This window comes from Fuscovulum blasticum DSM 2131 (genome assembly GCF_003034965.1).
Classification (GTDB): Bacteria; Pseudomonadota; Alphaproteobacteria; order Rhodobacterales; family Rhodobacteraceae; genus Pseudogemmobacter; species Pseudogemmobacter blasticus.
Map to the genome: position 1 here is coordinate 47,658 of NZ_PZKE01000010.1, position 21,836 is coordinate 69,493.

Sequence of the window (21,836 nt, forward strand, 5' to 3'; positions counted from 1 at the left end):
CTACTCCGGCAGTTTCACGGACAGCTCGGCCGGCCAGTCGGCCGAAGGGTCGGACCGCACGAACCCGATGCCCCGCACCCCGGCCTTGACCTGGCTTTCGAACCTTTCCAGCAACTCGCGCGGAATGGTCAGCTTCACGCGGAACACCAGATCCTGCCGTTCGGTCGCCGTCTCGACCGACCGCGGCGTGAACTGCGCCTCGGGCGAGACAAAGGTCACCCGCGCCGGCACCACGAAATTCGGAATCGGGTCCAGGATCAGCCGCGCCTCGTCGTTCAGCATCAGCCGCCCCACCGCATCGGCCGGCAGGTAGACGTTCATCCAGACATCGCTCAGATCCAGCAGCGTGACGATGGAAGACCCCGCCGCGATGACTTCGCCCGGTTCGCGCAGCCGGTACAGCACGCGGCCCCGCGTCGGCGCGCGGATGGTCAGGTCATCCAGCGCCACCTCAAGCTGCCGCAAGGACGCCCCCGACACCTCGATCAGCGCATCGGCATCGGCCACCTGCGCCTGCGCCATGGCCAGCGCAGCCTGGGCCGAGGTCAGCGCATTGGTCGCATCGTCCAGCACCGATTGCGCGGCATGGCCATCGGCGTTCAGCTTGCTGACCCGCTCCTGGTTGGTGCGGGCCACGTCCAGCGTGCTTTGCGCCTGCATCACCGCCGCCTCGGCAATCTGCCGGGCGGCGCGCGCGCGCAGCACATCGGCCTTGGCGCCCAGCATCCGGGCCTGGGTGTCGCGGTCATCCAGCCGGGCGATAACCGTCCCGGCCTCGACAAGCGCGCCCTCGGCCACCAGAACCTCGGTCACCCGCCCGGCATATTTCGAGGCAACCGCCACCGACTGCGCCTCAAGCCGGCCGTTGGAACTGGTGAACCCGGCATAGGCGTCGCCGCCACGGAACCGGGCGATCAGCGCCTCGAACGGCGTTTCGGCCTGTGTCGCGGCGGGCAGGCAGGACAGCGCCAGCAGGGCAGCAAGGGCAAGGGGCTTCATCGGCAGGCGCTCCGGTCGTTCGTTCATTGCGGGGTCGAGACGGTTTCAAGCCGGCGGTGCGCGCGCACCAGCAGGCTCTGGTCAGGCAGGGACAGCGGGCAGGCATCCAGATCGGCAACAACGGCCCGGGCCTCGGCCCCCGAAAGCCCAAGCCCGCGCAGGACCGAGGCCACCACCCGCGGCACATGCCCCGGCTCGGCCGGTCCCTCGATCTGCCGCAGCACGCAAAGAAGCGCGGCCCCTGCGATCAGATCAAGCTGAACCGCGGGCGGATCATCCAGGAACCGCCCCTGTGCAACGCCCTCCGCCAGATGGGACGGCAGATAGTCATAGAACAGCGCCGCCGGTCCTGCGGCCTCCAGCCCGGTCGCGCGGAAGAAATGCGCCAGCAACGGAAAGGCCCGCGCCGTTTCGATGAACAGCGTCATGCCCAGGGCAATCTGCCGGGCCGGGTCGGCAACCGGGCGGACCACGGGTTCGATCTGCGAAATCAGCTCCGCCGCCAGCTCCTCGCTGATCGCCACCTTCAGGTCATGGACCGACGCGAAGTATTTGTAGAACGTCCCGCGCGCGACCTCCGCCGCGCGGACCACATCGTCGATGACCACCGCATCCGGCCCTCGCTCTTCCCAAAGGGGCACGGCGCTTTCGATCAGCCGCCGCCGCATCGCATCGCGCCGCCGCTCGGCGGTGCGGGTCCGGTGATCGGAGGGCGGGGCAGACAGGGACATGACGGCAGGATAGAGCCGGGTTTCGGATCTGTGAATGACAGTTTTGTCAAAATGACAAAACTGTCGCAGCGAATCGGCTGTGCTGCCGTGAAGCGCCCATAAATCATACGCGCCGCATACCTTCCTGACACCCGGCCGGAACGCCCTAGCGTTCGGTCAGCTTCAGCTCGATCCGGCGGTTCTGGGCGCGGGCGGCTTCGCTGTCGCCCGGCACCACGGGGCGGTATTCGCCAAAGCCGGTGGCCGCCAGACGGTCGGGCGGAAAGCCAAGGTCGGTCTGCATGTAGCGCACCACCGACAGCGCGCGGGCCTGACTAAGCTGCCAGTTGTCCTTGAATTCGCCCAGTCCCGACAGTGGCTGGTTGTCGGTATGGCCATCGACCCGGATGATCCAGTCAATGCCGGCGGGGATCTCGCCCTTGATCTCGTTCAGGATCTGCACCACGCTGGCAATCTGCGCCTTGCCTTCAGGCGACAGGTCGGCGGCACCGGGCTGGAACAGCACTTCGGACGAGAAGACGAAACGGTCTCCCACCACCCGCACGCCTTCGCGGCCGGCCAGCAACCTGCTGAGTTGTCCGAAGAATTCCGACCGGAAGGTTTCAAGATTGGCCTTTTCGGCCTCCAGCCGCTTGCGCTCGGCCTCTTCCAGTTCGGCGCGTTTCTTCTGCTCGGCGGCCACTTGTGCCAGGGCCGCGTTCAGTTGCGATCCCAGCGTGTCCAGTTGCACCTGCGCCGCCTCGTCCTTGCTGCGGGCGGCGTCCAGCACCTCTTGCAGCCCGGCCAACTGGCCGCGCAGATCGGCGATCTGCCGGTTCAGCAGTTCAACCTCGCGCGCGGCTTTCAGCGCCTTGTCCTGTTCGGCGGTCAGCGCGGCCTCGGCAGCCTTCAGCGCCGCGTCCTTCTCGCCGGTGGTCGTGCTGGCCGCCGCCCGTGCCGCCGCCAGAAGCGTCAGCGTCTGCTCGGCCTTCAGCCGCTCGGCCTCCAGCGCCAGCGTCATCGCCGTCAGCTCCGTTTCCGACCCCGCCAACCGCTTGCGCAATTCCTCCAGCGCCGCCGCATCCGCCAGCCGCCGCGCCTCCGCCTCGGACACGCTGACCTTCGCCGCCTCAAGCGCCGCGCCGTCGGCCTCGCCCTTCTTGCGCAGATCGGCCACCAGCGCCTCAAGCGCCTCGGTCCGGGCCGCTGCCAGCCGCGCCGCCTCGGCCCCGACGTCGATTTCCTCGCGCGCCTTGGCCAGCACGATCTGCATCGCCTCGGCGTCCGAGATCAGTTTTACCTTCGCCGCCTCAAGCTCGGCCACCGTCGCGGCCAGACCTTCGGCGCGGGCGGCGGTGCTGTCGCGGTCTTTCGTCACCAGCGCCAGATCGGACAACGCCTTGTCGCGGTCGGCGACCAGCGCCGCCACCTCGGCCTCGAAGGCGGTGATCCTGGCAGCAGCGGCCGAAAGCTCGGAACTGCGGGTGGCCAGATCGGCGCGCAGGCCCGCGATCACGCCGTCCTGTCGCACCGCCGCCGCCTCGGCCTCGGCCAGCGAGGTGGTCAGGCGGCCCACCTGCGCCTCAAGATCACTGGCGCGATTTCGTTCCAGACCAAGGGCTTGCGACAGGGCGGCCACCTGTTCGTTCAGCGCCGAAAGCTCGTTGTCCTTTGTGGTGATCGTGTCGCGCAGCACCGCCTGCATCAGGGTGAAGATGGTCAGCACGAACATCATCACCATCAGCAGCGTGGTCACGGCATCCACGAAGCCGGGCCAGATCATGTTGGAATCGCGGCGGCGCGACAGGCCCATGGCTTACCCCCGCGGGGCCGGCGGGGTGCGGGCCGCCTGCCGGATGGCGGCGGTCATCGCGGCCAGATCGGCACGCAGATCGGCCAGCGCCTCTTCCCGGCCAGCGCTGATTTCCTCCAGAATCCGCAGAAGCTGCACGTCGATCGACCGCAGGCGCATCCGGCTTTCGGGGTCTTCGCCCGTGTCTTCGGCGGGCCGGGCGGCGGCAAGGGTGGCGGTCAGCCGTTCCTGCCCCTCGGCCAGCCGCGCCAGCGCCTCGGCCAGACGGTCCTGCCCCTCGGCCATGCGTTGCAGAAAGGCGCTGTCGCCGGATTGCGCCTCAAGCCGCGTGGCCAGCCGGTCCAGCGACTGGCCCAGCCCGCCAAGCCGCCCTTCCAGCAGGCCACGGCTGGCCTCGGCCTGCGCCTGCAGCGCCTGCAGCCCCTCCATCTGCCCGGCCAGATTGTCCAGCACCTGCACGATCACCGACTGGTCGGCATTGCCATCGCCATCCGACAGACCAATCCGGGTGATCGAGGACAGCCATTCCTCAAGCTCGCGATAAAAACGGTTCTGGCCGTGACCGGCGAACAGCTCCAGGAGCCCCACCACCAGCGATCCGGCCAGACCCAGAAGCGAGGATGAAAAGGCCGTGCCCATGCCGCCAAGCTGGCTTTCCAAGCCGCCCATCAGCTTGGAAAACACCTCGATCCCGGTCTCGCCTTCCTTCGGGGCCAGGCCACGGATGGTTTCCACCACGGCGGGCACCGTGGTTGCCAGCCCCCAGAACGTGCCCAACAGGCCCAGGAACACCAGAAGGTTCACCAGATAGCGGGTGATATCCCGCGCCTCGTCCACCCGCTGGGCGACCGAATCCAGGATCGACCGGCCCGAGGTGGCCGAAATGGTCATCGACCGGGCCTTGCCGCGCGCCTGCAACAGCGCCGCCAGCGGCGCCAGCAGCACCGGCGGCGCCGCCTCGGCCGCGCCGGGCTTGCCGCGCACGACGCTTTCGATCCAGCTAACCGACTGTGCCAGACTCCAGACCTGCCAGAAGCAGGTCAGCACCCCCAGCACGAAGACAAAGGCGATCAGCCCGTTCAGCACCGGGTTGGCGGCAACGATGCCGGCGATCTGCCCGTGCATGGCCCAGGCGGCAGCCGCCACCAGCGCGCAGACCACCAGCATGGTGGTCAGGGCACGGATGGGCTGGCTGAACGTGGTGCCCGGCGTTGCCTGATCTGCTCTCATGGCCGGAACGGACTGCCCTGTTGTTGGTCTTGCGCGCAGACTAGCAGATCGACCCGCGCTGCCAATTCAAATCGCCCTCTGCGTGCAGGGGGCCAGTTGCCGCAGGGGACGTCAGCCCACCAGCGCGCGCACGCGGGCCGACAGCCATTCCAGATCGGGGTCGGCAATGCCCAGTTCGGCCAGATGGGCGGCCGTGGCCCAAAGATAATCACGGTTCGGGCCGCGCCCGCCATGGGCATGGGCAATGATTTCGGCCTGTTCCTCAAGCGGCAGGCCGCCGCAATACTGCACATGCACCGGGTCAATCACATAGGCCAGCGCCCGCAGGGGGCCGGTGGCGGTGTCCAGATCCAGCCATTCCTCAAGATAGGCCGAGGAGATCAGCTCGCGCTCACGCAGCGCGGCCAGCGTTGCGGCTTCCTCCCCCGGCGCCACGCGAAAGGCAACGCCGTCGCAGGCGGCCTCCGGCGCGCGGTCCAGCGCCAGCACCAGACCGGGCGCCGCCTCGCTGCCGCGATGGTGGATCGACCGCATACAGAAACTGCGGTGCCAGCCGGTTGCCCGCGCCAGCCTGCGCTCGGCCACCGGAAATTCCGGGTTCCAGATCAGCGATCCATAGCCGAAGACCCAAAGCGCATCGTCCAAAGCTGGCCCTCCTGTGCGGCCCCCTGTAAACACCGGGGAAGGCGGCAGGAAAAGGGGAAAGCGATGCGCTGGCTGGGATGGCTTGCCGGGATCGGCGCGGTGCTGTGGAGCGGCCTTTGGTACGGCGGATCGGTGCTGATCCATGACGGTGCCGAGGGCTGGTTCCAGCAACAGGCGGCGCAGGGGATCACCGCGGAAAAGACGGCGCTGGCGGTGACGGGCTTTCCGGGCCGGTTCGATCTGGGGATCACCGGGCTGCGGCTGGCCGATCCGGCAACCGGAACGGGCTGGCTTGCGCCCGAACTGCATGTCTTTGCCCAAAGCTGGAAGCCCTGGCACCTGACCGCCGCCCTGCCCCCCACCCAGACCGTCACCCTGCCGGGCGAGACGGTCACCGTCACCGGGCAGGCGCTGGCCGCGACCCTTGGCTCGGCCCCCTCGCCCGACGTGCCGCTGACCGAGGTGACGCTGACCGGAGACCGGCTTGACCTGCGCTCGGACGCGGGCTGGACGCTGGGGCTTGGCGAATTTGCGGTGACCCTGCGGGTTGACCCGGACAGCCCGCCGGGCGGCTATCTCCTGACCTTCGATCTGGCGCCGCTGACGCCCGACCCCGCCCTTCTGGCCCGGGTGCGGGCCGTCACCCTGCCCGACCTGCCGCCCCCCGATTTCCCCGATGCGGTGGACACGTTGGCCGGCACGATCCACCTGCAATTCAGCGCCCCGCTGGATCGCCACGCCGCAGACCGCCCGCCCCTCCTGAACACGGTCGAGATTGCCGAAGCGGGCTTTACCTGGGGCCAGTTGTCCCTTGCCGCCACCGGCACGGTTCAGGCCGACGCCCAGGGGTTTGCCGCCGGCCGGATCGAACTGGCGCTGACCAACTGGGACCGGCTGCCCGGCCTTCTGGTGGCGTCGGGCGCGGTTCAGCCCGGCGTTGGCCCGACGGTGGGCAACATGCTGCGGGCGCTGGCCGGGCAGACCGCCGACCCGGCGGTGCTGAGGCTGCCGCTGGTCTTGCAGGACGGGCGGATGAGCCTTGGCCCCTTCCCGCTGGGTCCGGCCCCGCAGATGCACCCGCCCACCGGCTGAGCGTTCAGCGGCAATAGGGCCCGTTGCGCTGTCTGGCCGTGTCAAAGTGCATGTGGTCTTCGTGATAGCCGTCCGACCCCGGCCCCAGCGTGGTGCCGAAGATGCCGCAGGCGCTCTTGTAGGCGCGGCGCATCGTCCGGTCGAAGTTGCGCGCGACAGACAGGGTCTTGCCGTTGCTCAGAACGAAGCCGGCCACGTCAATGGCCTTGCCCCGGCCGTGCTCGCTGATCTTGGCGCCCTTCTTGTTGTTGCGCGGGCGGCAGATGTAATGCGCGGCGATCTTCAGCTCGACCACCGAATTGCCATAGCTGGGCTGCAAGACCTGATCGACCCAGGTGTTCAGCGCGCGGGCCGTGTCGCAGTCGATGGTGGCCGCCTGGCTGAGCCGCACACCCGAAACGCTGGTCACGCGAACGCCATCGGCCAGGCCGCAGCCCTTCACCTTGGCCTTGATCGGGGCGATCTTTTCGCCCTTGATCGCCGCCACCCCGCAGACCGAGCCCTTCTTCGACACGGTTTCGCGGTCTTTCTTGCGCTTCTTCTTGCCGGTCGGCGCCGGGTCGGGGGTCAGTTCGGGGGCCGGGGCGCTGGCGGTTTCCACCGCGCTGCCGCCGGGGCGCAGACCCAGCAGGTCCAGCCCTTCGTCGCCCTGCCCCTTGCGGGCGGCGGCAACCTTCTGTTCCAGACCGCCGGGGCGCGGCGCCGGCCGCAGCGACGCCGCGATCACCGCCTGCGTCCCCGCCTCGGCCGCCGGGGGTGCGGCGGGCGTGGCGGCGGGGGCGGCCGTGGCATAGACCGGGTTCAGAACGGGCCGGGGTGAGCGGTCCATCGTCTGCGCCGCCAACGGGGCGGACAGCAGCGTCAGGACAACCGCCAGCGCCGCCCTCATTCGCCCGCCGTTCCCTTGGCCGGATCGACACCGCGGCCAAAGTCAGGGGCGGCCGTGTCCTGCCCGGCCTCGATGATGCCACGGCGAATGGCCCGGGTGCGGGTGAAATAGGCGTGCAGATGGTCGCCATCGCCCATGCGGATGGCCCGTTGCAGCACGAACAACTCCTCGGTGAACCGGCCAAGAATGTCGAGAACCGCATCCTTGTTGGTCAGGAACACATCGCGCCACATCGTCGGATCGCTGGCCGCGATCCGGGTAAAGTCGCGGAAGCCCGAGGCCGAGTATTTCACGACCTCCTGTTCGGACACCCGGCGCATGTGATCGGCCACGCCGACCATGGTATAGGCAATCAGGTGCGGCGTGTGGCTGACCACGGCCAGCACCAGATCATGCCGCGCCACGTCCATCTCATCAACATTGGCGCCCATGGCATCCAGAAGCGACCGCAGCCGCGCCAGCGCCGCCGGATCGGTACCTTCCAGCGGGGTCAGCAGCCACCAGCGATTCTGGAACAGCGTGGCAAAGCCCGACCGGGGGCCGGAATATTCGGTTCCCGCCAGCGGGTGACCGGGAATGAACTGCACAGCGGCGGGGATATGCGGCGCCACCGCCTCGACCACCGCCTGCTTGACGGACCCCACGTCGGTGACCACCGCGCCCGGCTTCAGATGCGGGGCGATTTCGATCGCGATGGCCTCCATCGCGCCCACGGGCACGGCCAGAACCACCAGATCGGCCCCCTGCACCGCTTCGGCCGCCGTGTCACACACCCGGTCGCAGAACAGATCGCGCGCCACCGCCCGCGTCTCGGCCGAGCGGGCATAGCCGACGATCTCGCCCGCCAGGCCACCGGCCCGCATCGCATGGGCCATCGAACCGGCGATCAGACCCAGCCCGATCAGCGCCACGCGGTCATAGATCACGGTCATCGCGTTCCCTTGAACTGGGCCACCGCATGGGCGATGCGGCGGCACGATGCTTCATCTCCCACGGTGATGCGCAGACAGTGGGGCAGCTTGTAGCTGGCCACGCGGCGCACCAGCAGGCCCTGGCCTTGCAGGAAGGTATCGCAAGCCTCGGCCTCTTCCACGCTGGCAAAGCGGGCCAGGATGAAATTCGCCGACGACACATCCGAAGGCACGCCATGTTCCGCCAGCGCATTGGCCAGCCAGGCCCGCATCCGGGCGTTTTCAGACCGGCATTTCGCCACCCAATCCTGATCGCGCACCGCGGCCTCGGCGGCATCAAGCTGCGCGTTCGACAGGTTGAACGGCTGGCGGATGCGGTTCAGCACGTCGATGATGGGCTTCGGCCCATAGCCCCAGCCGATCCGCAGCCCGCCAAGGCCGTAGATCTTCGAGAAGGTCCGCGTCATCACCACGTTCGACCGCGCCTCGACCAGCGACAGCCCGGCGTCGAAGCCTTCGACATATTCGGCATAGGCCCCATCCAGCACCAGAATCGCCTGTTTCGGCAGCTTCTCGGCCAGCCGGGCCACTTCGGGCGGGCTGATCATCGTGCCGGTGGGGTTGTTCGGGTTGGCGATGAACACCAGCCGCGTGCGCGGGCTGCAGGCGGCCAGAATGGCATCGACATCGGTCACCCGCTCACGCTCGGGCACCTCGACCGGGGTGGCCCCCACGGCCAGGGCGCTGATGCGATACATCAGGAAGCCGTGTTCGGTGAACACCACCTCGTCGCGCGGGCCGGCATAGGCTTGTGCCAGCCACTGGATCACCTCATCCGACCCGACGCCGCAGATCACCCGGTCGGCATCCAGCCCGTGCACCTCGGCAATCGCGTTGCGCAAGGACGCGTGATCGGTGGAAGGATAGCGGTGCAACTGGTGCACCGCCCGCAGATAGGCGTCCTTGGCCCGGTCGGGCGCGCCGAACGGATTTTCGTTCGACGACAGCTTGACGACATTCTGCACCCCCGCGACATGCGCCTTGCCGCCCTCATACAGGGCGATGTCAAGGATGCCGGGTTGCGGGCGAATGGCGTCAGACATGGGGCTTCTCCAGAACTTGCCCGGCTAATACCGGCCCCGGTGGCGCAAGGCCAGACCCTTGATGTCAAAGCCCTGGTCGCGCCGGGGCTACTTTCCGACGTACTTGCTGCCGTAGGCCTTGGCCTGCAACCAGTCCATCAGCGCCATCAGCACGCCCGACAGCACGAAGGTCAGGTGAATCACCACCAGCCAGAACAGCTCGGACGCGCCGAACACGGCGGCCTTTTCGATGTCCTGAATCTCCATGAACCGCTTGAGCAGGTGAATCCCCGAGATCGCCACGATCGAGGCGATCAGCTTCATCTTCAGCCCGCCGAAATCGACCTTGCCCATCCAGTCGGGCCGGTCCTGTTCGTCTCCGATGTCGAATTTCGACACGAAGTTCTCATAGCCCGAGAACATCACGATCAGCACCAGATTCGCGGCCAGCGTCAGGTCGATCAGCGTCAGCGCGACCAGGATCACCTGTTCCGATTTCATCGTCATCAGCTTCGGCAGATAATACATCAGGTCGCGCGCGAAGATGAAGGTCAGCATCCCCAGGGCCGCGACAAGGCCCAGGTACATGGGCGCCATCAGCCAACGGCTGGCGAAAAGAATCCGCTCGAAAGTGCGTTCGACAGGGTTTGGCATGAAGGGTCTGGGCTCCGGCTGTGCTCGGGCCCCAGATAGTCTGGCCAGCGCCAAACGCAAGGCAGGAATACATGATTTCCGGCCCGGCGCGGCCCGTTACGGCGCGGCGCCGTCCAGCCGATGTTCCATCTCGATCTGGCGCAGGGGCGTCCGGGTCCAGCCCGTGGCGTGCAGGAACCCCTCTGCCATGCCCTCGGGCAGGGTGGCAGAGATCGTCCAGGGCTTGCCCGGCGTCTGCGCCATCACCGCCCGCATCAGGGCACGTCCGGCACCGCGCCGCCGGGCCTCGGGCCGCACGGCCAGCGCCAGCAGCCGCGCCGCCGGGCCCGAACGGTCCACCAGGGCCGCGGCCTCCCCCGCCGCATCGGCGAACGCCTCGACCGGCGCCACGGCACCGGCATGGCAGCGCGGATCGGTCTGCCAGCTTGCACCGGCCGGCCAGGCCCCCAGCAGAAGCGGCAGCACCTCGGCCGGGCTGACGGCCTGCGCCGCCCCGGAATCCCGGCCATCGCCGCCCGGATGGGAATAGCCCACCAGGCGCCGCCGATCGGTGAACCCCGCCTTGCGATAGGTTGCCACCGCCGGATCGTTGCCCTCGATCACCTCAAGGATCAGCGCCGAATCGCCCCGCGCCCGCGCGGTGTCGATGGCCCAGCGGACGGCCCGGCCCCCAAGCCCGGCCCCGCGCCAGGCCGGCCGCAGCCCAAGCGCGGCAATCCGGCTGATCCGGCCGCGCCGGGCCACCAGAAGGATGCCGGCCGGATCGGCCTTGCCCGCAGACAGAAGGCCACTTGCCGACAGGTCGATATGCTCGGCCAGCACCCGCCGCATCAGCGCCGTCTCGTCGAACCGCACCGGCACGACATAGCCTTCGTAGCCCGCATTCAGGGTGGCGCAGATGTCGGCCAGCGGAAGGGTCCACAACGGCACCACCTGGAAATCCCCGGACATTGCGCTGCTCCTGTGCTGACATGGGCCGCGCGCGGGCGCCCCCGAAATGCAGAAGGCCGCGCCCCATGGGCGCGGCCTTCGTCTCCGGCCAGGGGCCGGATCGGATCAGTTCTTCGCGTAGTATTCCACGACGAGGTTCGGTTCCATCTGCACCGGATAGGGCACGTCGCCCAGGCCCGGGGTGCGGACGAACTTGGCAGTCAGCTTGTGGGTGTCAACTTCCACATAGTCCGGCACGTCACGCTCGGTCAGGGCCAGCGCTTCGGTGATGGCGGCCATCTGCTTCGACTTCTGGCGCACTTCCACCACGTCGCCTTCCTTGACGCGGTAGGACGCGATGTTCACGGCCTTGCCGTTCACGGTCACATGGCCGTGGTTCACGAACTGGCGGGCGGCGAAGATGGTCGCCACGAACTTGGCGCGGTAGACCACGGCGTCCAGGCGGCGCTCCAGCAGGCCGATCAGGTTTTCGCCGGTGTCGCCGGTCACCCGGGCAGCTTCGGCATAGATGCGCTTGAACTGCTTTTCGGTCAGGTCGCCGTAATAGCCCTTAAGCTTCTGCTTGGCGCGAAGCTGGGTGCCGAAGTCGGACATCTTGCCCTTGCGGCGCTGGCCGTGCTGGCCCGGGCCGTATTCGCGCTTGTTCAGCGGCGACTTCGGACGACCCCAGATGTTTTCGCCCATGCGGCGGTCGATCTTGTATTTGGCAGCGGTGCGTTTGGTCACCCCTGATCTCCTTCTTTGCGTTTCAGAAGGGCGTTGTCCTCTCCGGGTCTCCCCGGCGACAGGCCGTCCCTTGCGGGAGCCGCCAACACCAATGAAAAGCCCCGGGTGTTCGACCCGGGACAGGGGGCGGCTTATACAGCCCGAACCGGCAGAGTCAACAGCCCCGCCGAACCTCACTTCCCATCAGGCCCGCCCGGCCACCGGCGACAGCGTCAGCGGGTCAATGCCAAGGCCGCGCAGCGCGCTGGACCATTTCTGGGCATCGGGCAGCGCGAAGATCACCTCGTCGCGCGGATCGGCCACCAGCCAGTCGTTGCGGCGGATCTCGCCTTCCAACTGGCCCGGCCCCCAGCCGGAATAGCCCAGGGCCAGCATCGCCTGCGCAGGCCCCCCGCCCGAGGCCAGCGCCTCAAGCACCTCCAGCGTTGCCGTCATCCGCAGCCCGCCCGGCACGACCATCGACCCCTCGCCGCAAGCCCAGTCATCCGAGTGAAGCACGAAACCCCGGCCGCGTTCGACCGGACCGCCCAGATGCACCCGAATATCGCGGGCGTCCGACCCGCACGGAATGCCCAGCGTTTCAAGAAGCGTGGCAAAGGGTGTCGCCTCAGCCGGATGGTTGACCACCAGCCCCATGGCCCCTTCGTCGGAATGGGCACAAAGCAGGATGACGCTGCGCGCGAAGCGCGGGTCCCCCAGGGCGGGCATCGCGATCAGGATCTTGCCGGCAAGGTCCATGGCTCTCCCTTCGCGGCGGGCGCTGGCCACCGCTTGTTGCGCCAATGTGGGCCGGTGCGGGCGCGGCCTCAAGCCCCGTCCTGCGGCTTGCGGGCCACATCACGCGATCTGTCGCCGGGTTGTGATTTCCGCAAGGCGCCACACCGCCTATGCTTGAGCAATGATCATTCGCGCCCTTGCCCGTTCCGCCTGCCTTCTGTTGCTCGCCCTGATGGCGACCGGCGCCGCCCGCGCCGAGGTCACCTCGCAGGATCAGGTTCTGTCGGCTGACCTGCTGACCGGGTGGAAGATGGACAGCGGCGCCCACATGACCGCGCTGAAGCTGGACCTTGCGCCCGGCTGGAAAACCTATTGGCGCAGCCCCGGCGATGCCGGCATCCCGCCCCAGTTCGACTGGTCGGGGTCACAGAACCTGCGCGCGGTGCGGCTGCACTGGCCCGCGCCCTCGGTCTTCCGCACCAACGGGATGCAGACCATCGGCTACCATGATCAGCTTGTGCTGCCGGTCGAGATCGTGGCGGTCGATCCGTCGAAGCCGGTGATCCTGTCGGCACAGGTCGAACTGGGCGTCTGCCATGACATCTGTATGCCGGCCTCGCTGGCGTTCCAGGCGGCGCTGCCCTCGCCCGGGACGCAGGATGCCACGATCCGGGCCGCACTGGCCGCCCGGCCCAAGACGGCGAAAGAGGCCAGGCTGAAGACCATCGGCTGCGAGGTCGAGCCGATCAAGGACGGTCTGCGCCTGACCGCCACGCTGGACCTGCCGGCCCGCGGCGGGCGCGAAACCGTGGCGTTCGAGACCGCCGACCCTTCGGTCTGGGTTGCCGAAGCGGTGTCCCGGCGGCAGGGCGGCAAGCTGGTTGCGGTGACCGAACTGGTGCCACCCTCGGGCGCACCCTTCGCGCTGAACCGCTCTGGCGTCACCGTGACCGTGATCGACGACCGCGGCGCGATCGAGATTGCCGGCTGCCCCGCCCCCTGACCGGCCAAAGGCGGGGGCCAGCCCCCGCATCCCGGGATATTTATGGACAGATGAAAGGGCGGAACGACCCCGCCAGATCACTTGCGGCGCTTGTGTTCCTCAAGGCGCGGCAGGATCTCGACAAAGTTGCAGGGGCGGTGGCGGTAATCCAGTTGCCAGACCAGGATCTCGTCCCAGGCATCGCGGCAGGCGCCGGGGCTGCCGGGCAGGGCAAACAGGTATTTCCCGCCCGCCACGCCGCCGGTCGCCCGGCTTTGCACCGCCGAGGTGCCGATCTTCTGCATCGAGACCATGGTGAACACCGTGGCGAAGGCCTCGATCTCTTTCTCATAAACGTCGCGATGCGCCTCGACCGTCACATCGCGGCCGGTCAGCCCGGTGCCGCCGGTGGACAGGATCACATCCACCCCGGGATCGGCGATCCAGTCGCGCAGGCGGGCGGCGATCCTGTCACGGTCATCGGTGACAATGTCGCGCGCGGCAAGGTGGTGGCCGGCCCCCGTCAGCCGTTCCACCAGCGTATCGCCCGAGCGGTCATCGCCGGGTTTGCGGGTGTCGCTGACCGTCAGAACGGCAATGCGGACGGGAATGAAATCGCGGGTCTCGTCGATGCGGCCCATGTCGTTACCCCCGTTCCATCACGGCCAGCCGCAGCGCCAGCAGGGCAAAGATCCCGGCCGATACGCGCCCCAGCCCGCGCGACAGCGCGGCAGACCGCGCCAGCCTTGCGCCAAGCCCCGCCGCCGTCAGCGCCACCGCGCCGTTGACCAGCAGCCCGCCCAGATTGAACACCAGCCCCAGCACCGCGAATTGCGGCAGAACCGGGCGGGACGGGTCCACGAACTGCGGCAGGAAGGCCAGGATGAACAGCGCCACCTTGGGGTTCAAGAGGTTCACCACCAGCGCCTCGCGGAAGATGCGGGGCAAGGGGGCCGCGGCCACCGCGCCCGGACGCGCGGGCCCCGCCCACAGGCTTTTGACCGCCAGCCACAGCAGATAGGCCACGCCGGCCCAGCGGATGGCCTCGAAGGCGGCGGGATGGGCCTTCAGCAGCGCGGCCAGCCCCAGCGCCGCCACCGCCACATGCACCAGACAGCCCGCCGCGATGCCAAGGTTCGCCATCATGCCGGCCCGCGGCCCGCCGCGCAGGCCCTGCGCCAGCACGAACATCATGTCCGCCCCCGGTGTCAGGTTCAGCGCCAGCCCCGCGGGAATGAAGGCGGCAAGCGTCAGCAGATCGACCGGAAGGTTCATCCCCGCAGCCTTGCCTTGAGCGACAGCAGGTCCGCCCAGGCCTCGCGCTTGGCAGAGGGGTTGCGCAACAGATAGGCCGGGTGCGTCATCGGCAGCATCGGGCGGTTCAGCGCCTGCGTCCAGGTGCCCCGCGCCCGCAGGATGCCGCGGTTGCCGGTCAGCGCGATCAGCGGGGTATTGCCCATGACCACAATCACCTGCGGATCGACCAGCTCGATATGCCGTTCGACAAAGGGGCGCATCATGGCGATCTCACCCGGTTCCGGGTCACGGTTGCCGGGCGGGCGCCAGGGCATGACATTGGTGATGTAAAGCGCCGCCCGGGCATCGGGGCTGCGGCGCGACAGGCCGATGGCGGCGAACATGCGGTCCAGCAACTGCCCGGCACGGCCCACGAAGGGGCGGCCTTCAAGATCCTCGTCCCGTCCCGGCGCCTCGCCCAGAATCAGGACGCGCGCCCCGGGGTTGCCATCGGCGAAAACCGTGTTGCGGGCGCCCTTCTTCAGCTCGCACTGGTTGAAGGCCAGCAGCGCCTCGCGCAGATCGTCCAGCGATTGCGCGGCGGTGGCGGCGGCCTGCGCCAGCCGGACAGGATCGACCTCGGGCGCCGGCGCGGCGGCAACGGGCGGGGAAGGACGCGCCGGCGCGGGTTGCGCGGCAACCACGGGCAGGCGCGGCGCCTCGGCCGGCAGGTCGTAGCGGTTCAGGGGCGCATCGCCCAGAACCTCATCCACTCCGGCATCAACCTGCCAGGCCAGCGCGGCCAGCGCGGCGTGCCAGTCTTCGGCGATGTCGGTCGCGATTCCCATGGGGCCGAAGCCTAGGGCCGCCCCCCTTGGTCGGCAAGCCGGGTTGCGCTTCCCTGACGCTTGCCCCCCCGCCCCCGCTTTGTCATAAGCGGACAAACCGAAGGGAAACGCCCATGGCCTTCCGTGCCCGCCATCTGCTTGGCATCGAACAGCTTGCCCCGCTGGAAATCACCACCGTCCTTGATCTGGCCGAACGCTATGTCGACCTGAACCGCCGCACGGTGAAACAGTCCGACGTGCTGGCAGGCATGACGCAGATCAACCTGTTCTTCGAGAATTCCACCCGAACCCAATCCAGCTTCGAACTGGCCGGCAAGCGGCTGGGGGCCGATGTGATGAACATGGCCGTGGCCAATTCGTCGGTGAAGAAGGGGGAAACCCTGATCGACACCGCGCTGACGCTGAACGCCATGCACCCCGACCTGCTGGTGGTGCGGCACGCGGCCTCGGGCGCGGTGAACCTGCTGGCGCAGAAGGTGGATTGCGCCGTCCTGAACGCGGGCGATGGCCGGCACGAACATCCGACGCAGGCCCTGCTGGATGCGCTGACCATCCGCCGCTCGAAAGGCCGGGTCGAACGCCTGACCATCGCGATCTGCGGCGACGTGGCCCACAGCCGGGTGGCCCGCTCGAACCTGATCCTGCTGGGCAAGATGGGCAACAACCTGCGCCTGATCGGGCCGCCCACGCTGATGCCCCCGGGCTTTGCCGAACTGGGGGCCGAGGTCTTCGACGACATGCGCGAAGGGCTGAAGGGCGCCGATGTGGTGATGATGCTGCGCTTGCAGAAGGAACGGATGGACGGCGGCTTCATCCCTTCGATGCGGGAATACTACCACCGCTTCGGGCTGGACGCGGAAAAGCTCAGCCATGCCAAGCCGGATGCCATTGTCATGCACCCCGGCCCCATGAACCGCGGGGTCGAGATCGACGGCGAGCTGGCCGACGACATCAACCACAGCGTCATTCAGGACCAGGTGGAAATGGGCGTCGCCGTGCGGATGGCCTGCATGGACCTGCTGGCGCGCAACCTGCGCGCCGAACGCGGGCGGCGGATCGTGGAGACGCTGGTATGATCCGGGCAGGCGCGACGCCCCGCTTGGCCAGGGGCATACCGCAATGAGCGATGATCCCGGCCGCAAGCCTGCGAAACCCGACGCCCGCGCCAGCGGCATGGTGGCCATGGCCGTGCTGGTCTTCCTTGCGGTCTTCACCGCGATTTTCGTGATGATGGGATAGCCGATGGCCCGGATCGAACCTGACAGCATCGTGGCCCGCGAGGCCGATCTTGGCGCCGACGAGACGGTGCTTGAAGAGTTCCGGGCCGACCGCACCACCTATTGGCGCCAGCATCTGGTTCTGGCGGCGGTGCTGGGGGTGGCGGCAGGGCTGTTGCTGATGTGGCAGGGCAACCCCTATCCGGTGGCCGGCCCGCTGGGGGCCATCCTCGCCATCGGCGCGCGGGCGGCCTATCTGGCGTCCGAGGCGCTGTCCGACCGCTGGCGCCTGACGAAGACCCGGCTGATCGGCCCCGGCGGGCGTATCCTGCCCCTGTCCTCGATCCAGACGGTGCGGCCGATCCTGGGCGCGGTGCAGGTGATCACCCGGTCGGGCGACAAGCATCTGATCAAGTATCTGGCAGACCCCGACGCGGTGGCCGACCGCATCGCCCGGGCCAGATCGTGACGGCGCAAGACGAACCCCAACCCCCGCCCCTGCCCGTGCCCGACGGGTGGGAGGGGATTCTGGAACCCGGAGAGCGTATCCTCTGGCAAGGCCAGCCCGCCGCGGGGCTGCGCTGGCAGGATCTGCTGGACAAGCGCACGCCCTTCGGGCTGGTCTTCGCCGGTTTCGCGGTGTTCTGGATGGTGCAGGCCGCAAGCACCTCGGGCGTATTCATGGCGCTGTTCGGCCTGCCGTTTCTGGCGGTCGGGCTCAACATGGCCATCGGCGGCCCGCTGCGCGATGCCCGCCGCCGCCGCGCCACCTTCTACACGCTGACCGACCGCGCCGCCTTTGTGGCCACACGCGGCACCGGCGCGCGCAAGCTGGACCGTTACCCGCTGGGCCCCGGCTTCCGCCCCACGCTGGAAGACGGCGATCCGGGCAGCGTCTGGTTCGCCACATCGCAGGCTGATGCCCGTCGCGGCTGGCGCGGCACAGGATCGGCGCGCAGCTATGATCTGGTCCCGGTCGGGCAGCAGCGGATCGGGTTCGAACAGATTTCCGACGCGCGTATGGTCTATGGCCTGATGCTGGCCAACCTGCGCGATCAGGCCGGGGTGGCTGCGGCAAAGGGCTGACCCCGCGGGCAATGGACAGCGGCCCGCCCACCGCGTTATGAACCCCGCACCCCTGCGGCAAGGCAAAGGGCGCCATGACCATCCTTTTCACCGACGCACGCCTCATCGACCCCGAGGCGCTGACCGAAACCCAAGGCAGCCTTCTGGTGGCCGAAGACGGCAGCATCGCCGGCCCCTGGACCGGAAAGAAGCCGCCGAAAGGCGCGACCGTCATCGACTGCGGCGGCAAATGCCTGGCGCCCGGCATCGTTGACTGGGGCGTCAAGATCGGGGAACCCGGCGAACGCCACCGCGAAAGTTTCCGCTCGGCCGGGCTGGCCGCCGCCGCCGGGGGCGTGACCACGATCATCGCCCGCCCCGACACACTGCCCGCCATCGACACGCCGGAAACGCTGGAATTCGTCACCCGCCGCGCGGCCGAGGCCAGCCCCGTCCGCATCCGCCACATGGCCGCGCTGACCAAGGGCCGCGAAGGCCATGAGATGACCGAGATCGGCTTCCTTCTGGATGCCGGCGCCGTGGCCTTCACCGATGTCTTCTCGGTCTCGTCCGACAGCAAGGCGCTTGGCCGGGCGCTGACCTATGCCCGCAGCCTGGGCGCGCTGATCGTGGGCCACCCGCAAGACCCGGGCCTGTCCGCTGGCGCCGCCACCACCAGCGGCAAGTTCGCCAGCCTGCGCGGCCTGCCGGCGGTGTCGCCCATGGCCGAACGCATGGGGCTGGAGCGTGACCTTGCGCTGGTCGAGATGACGGGCGCGCGCTACCACGCCGACCAGATCACCACCGCCCGTTCCCTGCCCGCGCTGCGGCGCGCGCGCGAGGCCGGGCTGGACGTGACGGCCGGCACCTCGATCCATCACCTGACGCTGAACGAACTGGATGTCGGCGACTACCGCACCTTCTTCAAGCTGACCCCCCCCTTGCGGTCGGAAGACGACCGCCAGGCGGTGATCGCCGCGCTGGCCGAAGGGCTGATCGACGTGATCGCCAGCTTCCACACCCCGGCGGATGAAGAATCGAAGCGCCTGCCCTTTGAAGAGGCAGCTCCCGGCGCGGTGGCGCTGGAAACCCTGCTGCCCGCCGCGATGCGGCTTTATCACGGCGGCCACCTGTCGCTGCCGCAACTGTTCCGCGCCATGGCGCTGAACCCCGCGCGCCGGCTGGGCCTGCCGCAGGGCCGGCTGGCCGAAGGCGCCCCGGCCGATCTGGTGCTGTTCGACCCGGACGCCCCCTTCCTGATGGACCGCTTCCGCCTGCGGTCAAAGTCCAAGAACACCCCCTTCGACGGCGCGCGGATGGAGGGGCGGGTGCTGGCCACCTGGGTCGGCGGGGTCGAAGTCTTCCGGGCCGAGGGGTAAGCCATGCCGGAACTTGTCACATCCTGGGGCCTGTTGGGCGTGACCGCCCTGCTGGCCTATCTCCTGGGCTCGGTGCCCTTCGGCGTGGTGATCACGCGCGCCATGGGCCTGGGTGATCTGCGCAAGATCGGCTCTGGCAACATCGGGGCCACCAACGTGCTGCGCACCGGCAACAAGGCGGCGGCGGCGGCAACGCTGGTGCTGGACGGGGCCAAGGGCGCGGTGGCGGTGCTGCTGGCCCGCGCCTTGGTTGGGGCCGAAGACGCGGCGCAGACCGCCGCACTGGCGGCCTTTGTCGGGCATCTTTACCCGGTCTGGCTGGGCTTTCGCGGCGGCAAGGGCGTCGCCACCTTCCTGGGCACGCTGATCGCACTGGCCTGGCCGGTAGGTCTGGCCGCCTGCGCCACCTGGCTGGTCGGCGCGGCGCTGACCCGCATCTCCTCGGCCGCGGCGCTGATCTCGGCGGCGGTCACCCCGCTCTGGCTGTGGGCCTTCGGGCAGGGGCAGATGCTGATTCTGGTGATCGTCCTGACGATCCTGATCTACATCCGCCACGCCGCCAACCTGGCCCGGATCAAGGCCGGAACCGAACCGAAGATCGGCCAGAAGAAGGGCTGACGCCGGGTGCCGTGGGAACCGTCAGACGGGCTGATCCTCACGCTCCTGGCGCTGGTCCTGCTGTTCGTCTATCTCCTTCTGCGGCAGTTCACCGGGCGCAAGCCCCCCGCACAACGCAAACCTCCCGCGCAGGGCAGGCCATCTGTCCGACGTCAGCCGCTTCCGGAATACAAACGCCCGCCCGTCCGGCCCAAGCCACATGTCCGGCGCAAGCGTACCCCGGAAAACCGCCCCTATGCCGTGGTCGACGGGTCGAACGTGATGCACTGGCGCGACAACACACCCGATCTTGGCCCCGTCATCGCCACCGTCGACATCCTGCAGGCGCGGGGCTACCGGACCGGGGTGATCTTTGATGCCAATGCGGGCTACAAGCTGACCGATCGCTATCAGGACGATGCGCAACTGGCCTATCTGCTTGGCCTTCCGGCGACGGACGTGTTCGTCGTGCCCAAGGGACAGCAGGCCGATCCCTTCCTGCTGGATTTCGCAAGCAAATCCGACGCGATCGTGGTCAGCAATGACCGCTTCCGCGACCGGATTGCCGACTATCCCGCCCTTTCCGCCCCCGGCCGCCTGATCCGGGGCGGCTGGCAGGATGGCAAGGTCAACCTGACCCTGCCCGAAGCCTAAAGGCTGGCCGCTTCATAAACCGGGGTCAGCGACCCGGCCCATTCGCCGTCATAGGCGGCAAGCCAGCGGTCGGCCTGCACATCGCCGGTCTTCAGGCTTTCGACCAGCGGCGCCAGGAATCGCTCCTCGCCAAGGCCGCGTGCGGCAAGCCCCGCATGGGACAGGGCCACAGCCGACCGCGCCAGATCCATCAGCCGCACGCCCCCCGCCTCGCCCCGCAGGGCCGAGACCGAGGCCGCAACGCGCAGGCCCTGCCGGGTTTCGGCATCCAGCCCCTTGACCAGATCCCACGCGGAATCCAGCGCCGTCTGGTCATACATCAGCCCGGTCCAGAACGCTGGCAAGGCCACCAGATGCGGCCGGTCACCGGCATCGGCGCCGCGCATCTCGATATAGCGCTTCACGCGCGCTTCGGGGAAAACCGTGGTCAGGTGGTCGGCCCAATCGCTCAGCGTGGGCTTTTCGCCGGGCAGCGCCGGCAGTTGCCCCTTCAGGAAATCGCGGAATGACTGGCCAAGCGCGTTGATGTATTTGCCGTCGCGGTAGACGAAATACATCGGCACATCCAGCACCCAGTCGACATAGCGCTGGAAGCCCATGCCCGGCTCAAAGGCAAAGGGCAGCATCCCGGTGCGGCTGGCATCCAGATCGCGCCAGATCCGGCTGCGCCAACTGCGGTGGCCGTTCGCCGCCCCGTCGAAGAACGGCGAACTGGCAAACAGCGCGGTCGCCACCGGCTGCAAGGCCAGCGCCACCCGCAACTTCTGCACCATGTCGGCCTCGGACCCGAAGTCCAGGTTCACCTGCACGGTCGAGGTGCGATACATCATCTGCGTGCCATGGGTGCCCACGCGCCCCATGTAATCGGTCATCAGGCGGTAACGCCCTTTCGGCATCACCGGCATCTGGTCATGCCGCCATTCCGGCGCGGCCCCCAGCGACAGGAAGCGGATGCCCAGCGGGCTGGCGATGGCCTCCACCTCCGCCAGATGGTTGCCCAGTTCGGCGGCAACCTCATGGATGCCGGTCAGCGGCGCGCCCGACAGTTCGAACTGCCCGCCCGGTTCCAGGCTGATGTTGGCACCGTTCCGCGTCAGCCCGATGGTGTTCTCGCCTTCCCGCACCGGGGTCCAGCCGAACCGCGCCTCAAGCCCCTTGAACAGGGCCGAGATCGAGCGGTCGCCGGCATAGGGCAGTGGGGTGCGGCTGTCGGTCAGCCAGCCGAACTTTTCATGCTCGGTGCCGATGCGCCAGTCGGCCTTGGGCTTGCAGCCGGCCTCAAGGAAGCCGGCAAGCTGGTCAAAGCTCTCGATCGGTCCGCCGCCGGACTGGGGAATCGACATGAGGGCTGGCTCCGGTTTTCTTGCAGGGTCATGGTCCGCACCCTTGGGGAGAGTGCGTCTCGGGAGGGCAAGAGGTGGAGCGGCGCGCCCGGCCTG

The 21,836-nt window shown here is 68.5% G+C and carries 24 protein-coding genes; 8 read left to right on the forward strand and 16 right to left on the reverse strand.

Annotated elements, in window-relative coordinates; genetic code table 11:
- From C5F44_RS11475 to C5F44_RS11495, 5 genes are all read right to left on the reverse strand, one after another.
- Positions 1-1,026, reverse strand: coding sequence for an HlyD family secretion protein (locus C5F44_RS11475; RefSeq protein ID WP_235822613.1), 1,026 nt, complete (start codon positions 1,024-1,026; stop codon positions 1-3).
- Positions 1,023-1,730 (reverse strand): TetR/AcrR family transcriptional regulator, encoded by a 708-nt coding sequence (locus C5F44_RS11480; RefSeq protein ID WP_107673677.1) that lies wholly within the window; start codon positions 1,728-1,730, stop codon positions 1,023-1,025. Before C5F44_RS11480 ends, C5F44_RS11475 begins: the two co-directional genes overlap by 4 nt.
- A gap of 145 nt (positions 1,731-1,875) precedes the next feature.
- Positions 1,876-3,522 carry a peptidoglycan -binding protein gene (locus tag C5F44_RS11485; RefSeq protein ID WP_107673678.1) on the reverse strand — a complete coding sequence of 549 codons (1,647 nt, stop codon included), beginning with the start codon at positions 3,520-3,522 and terminating at the stop codon, positions 1,876-1,878.
- Between the two features lie 3 nt (positions 3,523-3,525).
- Entirely contained in the window at positions 3,526-4,752 is a 1,227-nt protein-coding gene (locus C5F44_RS11490) for a biopolymer transporter ExbB (protein ID WP_107673679.1), read from the reverse strand.
- 111 nt (positions 4,753-4,863) lie between these two features.
- Positions 4,864-5,397, reverse strand: a complete 534-nt coding sequence (locus C5F44_RS11495; protein ID WP_107673680.1) for a gamma-glutamylcyclotransferase — start codon at positions 5,395-5,397, stop codon at positions 4,864-4,866.
- A gap of 63 nt (positions 5,398-5,460) precedes the next feature.
- Between C5F44_RS11495 and C5F44_RS11500 the strand changes: the two genes are divergently transcribed.
- The gene (locus tag C5F44_RS11500; protein WP_107673681.1) at positions 5,461-6,489 is read left to right on the forward strand and encodes a DUF2125 domain-containing protein; all 1,029 of its coding nucleotides are present in this window, start codon (positions 5,461-5,463) and stop codon (positions 6,487-6,489) included.
- A 4-nt stretch (positions 6,490-6,493) separates the two neighbouring features.
- On the opposite strand, the gene C5F44_RS11505 is transcribed toward C5F44_RS11500, so the two are convergent.
- The 7 genes from C5F44_RS11505 to C5F44_RS11535 all read right to left on the reverse strand — a co-directional run bounded on the left by C5F44_RS11505 (position 6,494) and on the right by C5F44_RS11535 (position 12,440).
- The gene (locus C5F44_RS11505) at positions 6,494-7,378 is read right to left on the reverse strand and encodes an extensin-like domain-containing protein (protein WP_107673682.1); all 885 of its coding nucleotides are present in this window, start codon (positions 7,376-7,378) and stop codon (positions 6,494-6,496) included.
- Positions 7,375-8,310: a prephenate/arogenate dehydrogenase family protein gene (locus tag C5F44_RS11510; RefSeq protein WP_107673683.1), complete on the reverse strand. Its 936-nt coding sequence runs from the start codon at positions 8,308-8,310 to the stop codon at positions 7,375-7,377. Before C5F44_RS11510 ends, C5F44_RS11505 begins: the two co-directional genes overlap by 4 nt.
- Positions 8,307-9,392, reverse strand: a complete 1,086-nt coding sequence (hisC, locus tag C5F44_RS11515) for a histidinol-phosphate transaminase (protein ID WP_107673684.1) — start codon at positions 9,390-9,392, stop codon at positions 8,307-8,309. The genes C5F44_RS11510 and hisC overlap by 4 nt, the downstream gene beginning before the upstream one ends.
- A gap of 87 nt (positions 9,393-9,479) precedes the next feature.
- Entirely contained in the window at positions 9,480-10,025 is a 546-nt protein-coding gene (locus C5F44_RS11520) for a TIGR00645 family protein (RefSeq protein ID WP_107673685.1), read from the reverse strand.
- A 96-nt stretch (positions 10,026-10,121) separates the two neighbouring features.
- Complete coding sequence (locus tag C5F44_RS11525) at positions 10,122-10,976, reverse strand: GNAT family N-acetyltransferase (protein WP_107673686.1); 855 nt, start codon at positions 10,974-10,976, stop codon at positions 10,122-10,124.
- A 105-nt stretch (positions 10,977-11,081) separates the two neighbouring features.
- A complete protein-coding gene (rpsD, locus tag C5F44_RS11530) occupies positions 11,082-11,702 on the reverse strand; it encodes a 30S ribosomal protein S4 (RefSeq protein ID WP_107673687.1) in 621 nt (206 codons plus the stop codon).
- A gap of 183 nt (positions 11,703-11,885) precedes the next feature.
- Positions 11,886-12,440 carry a YqgE/AlgH family protein gene (locus tag C5F44_RS11535; RefSeq protein WP_107673688.1) on the reverse strand — a complete coding sequence of 185 codons (555 nt, stop codon included), beginning with the start codon at positions 12,438-12,440 and terminating at the stop codon, positions 11,886-11,888.
- Positions 12,441-12,651: 211 nt separating this feature from the next.
- On the opposite strand from C5F44_RS11535, the gene C5F44_RS11540 reads away from it, so the two are divergent.
- Positions 12,652-13,422, forward strand: coding sequence for a protein-disulfide reductase DsbD domain-containing protein (locus C5F44_RS11540; RefSeq protein ID WP_235822615.1), 771 nt, complete (start codon positions 12,652-12,654; stop codon positions 13,420-13,422).
- Between the two features lie 77 nt (positions 13,423-13,499).
- On the opposite strand, the gene moaB is transcribed toward C5F44_RS11540, so the two are convergent.
- From moaB to C5F44_RS11555, 3 genes are read right to left on the reverse strand one after another with little or no spacing between them, the layout of a single operon-like run.
- Positions 13,500-14,042 (reverse strand): molybdenum cofactor biosynthesis protein B, encoded by a 543-nt coding sequence (gene moaB / locus C5F44_RS11545; protein WP_107673690.1) that lies wholly within the window; start codon positions 14,040-14,042, stop codon positions 13,500-13,502.
- Between the two features lie 4 nt (positions 14,043-14,046).
- The gene (locus tag C5F44_RS11550) at positions 14,047-14,676 is read right to left on the reverse strand and encodes a LysE family translocator (protein ID WP_107673691.1); all 630 of its coding nucleotides are present in this window, start codon (positions 14,674-14,676) and stop codon (positions 14,047-14,049) included.
- Complete coding sequence (locus tag C5F44_RS11555; RefSeq protein WP_107673692.1) at positions 14,673-15,485, reverse strand: uracil-DNA glycosylase; 813 nt, start codon at positions 15,483-15,485, stop codon at positions 14,673-14,675. Before C5F44_RS11555 ends, C5F44_RS11550 begins: the two co-directional genes overlap by 4 nt.
- A 113-nt stretch (positions 15,486-15,598) precedes the next feature.
- On the opposite strand from C5F44_RS11555, the gene C5F44_RS11560 reads away from it, so the two are divergent.
- From C5F44_RS11560 to C5F44_RS17840, 6 genes are all read left to right on the forward strand, one after another.
- Positions 15,599-16,561, forward strand: a complete 963-nt coding sequence (locus C5F44_RS11560) for an aspartate carbamoyltransferase catalytic subunit (RefSeq protein WP_107673693.1) — start codon at positions 15,599-15,601, stop codon at positions 16,559-16,561.
- Positions 16,562-16,727: 166 nt separating this feature from the next.
- Positions 16,728-17,171: a hypothetical protein gene (locus tag C5F44_RS11565; RefSeq protein ID WP_107673694.1), complete on the forward strand. Its 444-nt coding sequence runs from the start codon at positions 16,728-16,730 to the stop codon at positions 17,169-17,171.
- Between the two features lie 35 nt (positions 17,172-17,206).
- Entirely contained in the window at positions 17,207-17,788 is a 582-nt protein-coding gene (locus C5F44_RS11570; RefSeq protein WP_107673695.1) for an aspartate carbamoyltransferase catalytic subunit, read from the forward strand.
- Positions 17,789-17,862: 74 nt separating this feature from the next.
- Positions 17,863-19,146 carry a dihydroorotase gene (gene pyrC / locus C5F44_RS11575; RefSeq protein ID WP_107673696.1) on the forward strand — a complete coding sequence of 428 codons (1,284 nt, stop codon included), beginning with the start codon at positions 17,863-17,865 and terminating at the stop codon, positions 19,144-19,146.
- A gap of 3 nt (positions 19,147-19,149) precedes the next feature.
- Positions 19,150-19,764: a glycerol-3-phosphate 1-O-acyltransferase PlsY gene (plsY, locus tag C5F44_RS11580; RefSeq protein WP_107673697.1), complete on the forward strand. Its 615-nt coding sequence runs from the start codon at positions 19,150-19,152 to the stop codon at positions 19,762-19,764.
- A gap of 6 nt (positions 19,765-19,770) precedes the next feature.
- A complete protein-coding gene (locus C5F44_RS17840) occupies positions 19,771-20,397 on the forward strand; it encodes an NYN domain-containing protein (RefSeq protein WP_146161939.1) in 627 nt (208 codons plus the stop codon).
- Here C5F44_RS17840 and C5F44_RS11595 read toward each other — a convergent pair.
- Positions 20,394-21,740 carry a glutamate--cysteine ligase gene (locus C5F44_RS11595; protein WP_107673700.1) on the reverse strand — a complete coding sequence of 449 codons (1,347 nt, stop codon included), beginning with the start codon at positions 21,738-21,740 and terminating at the stop codon, positions 20,394-20,396. The two genes, C5F44_RS17840 and C5F44_RS11595, sit on opposite strands and share 4 nt — an antisense overlap.
- Positions 21,741-21,836: the final 96 nt, after the last annotated feature.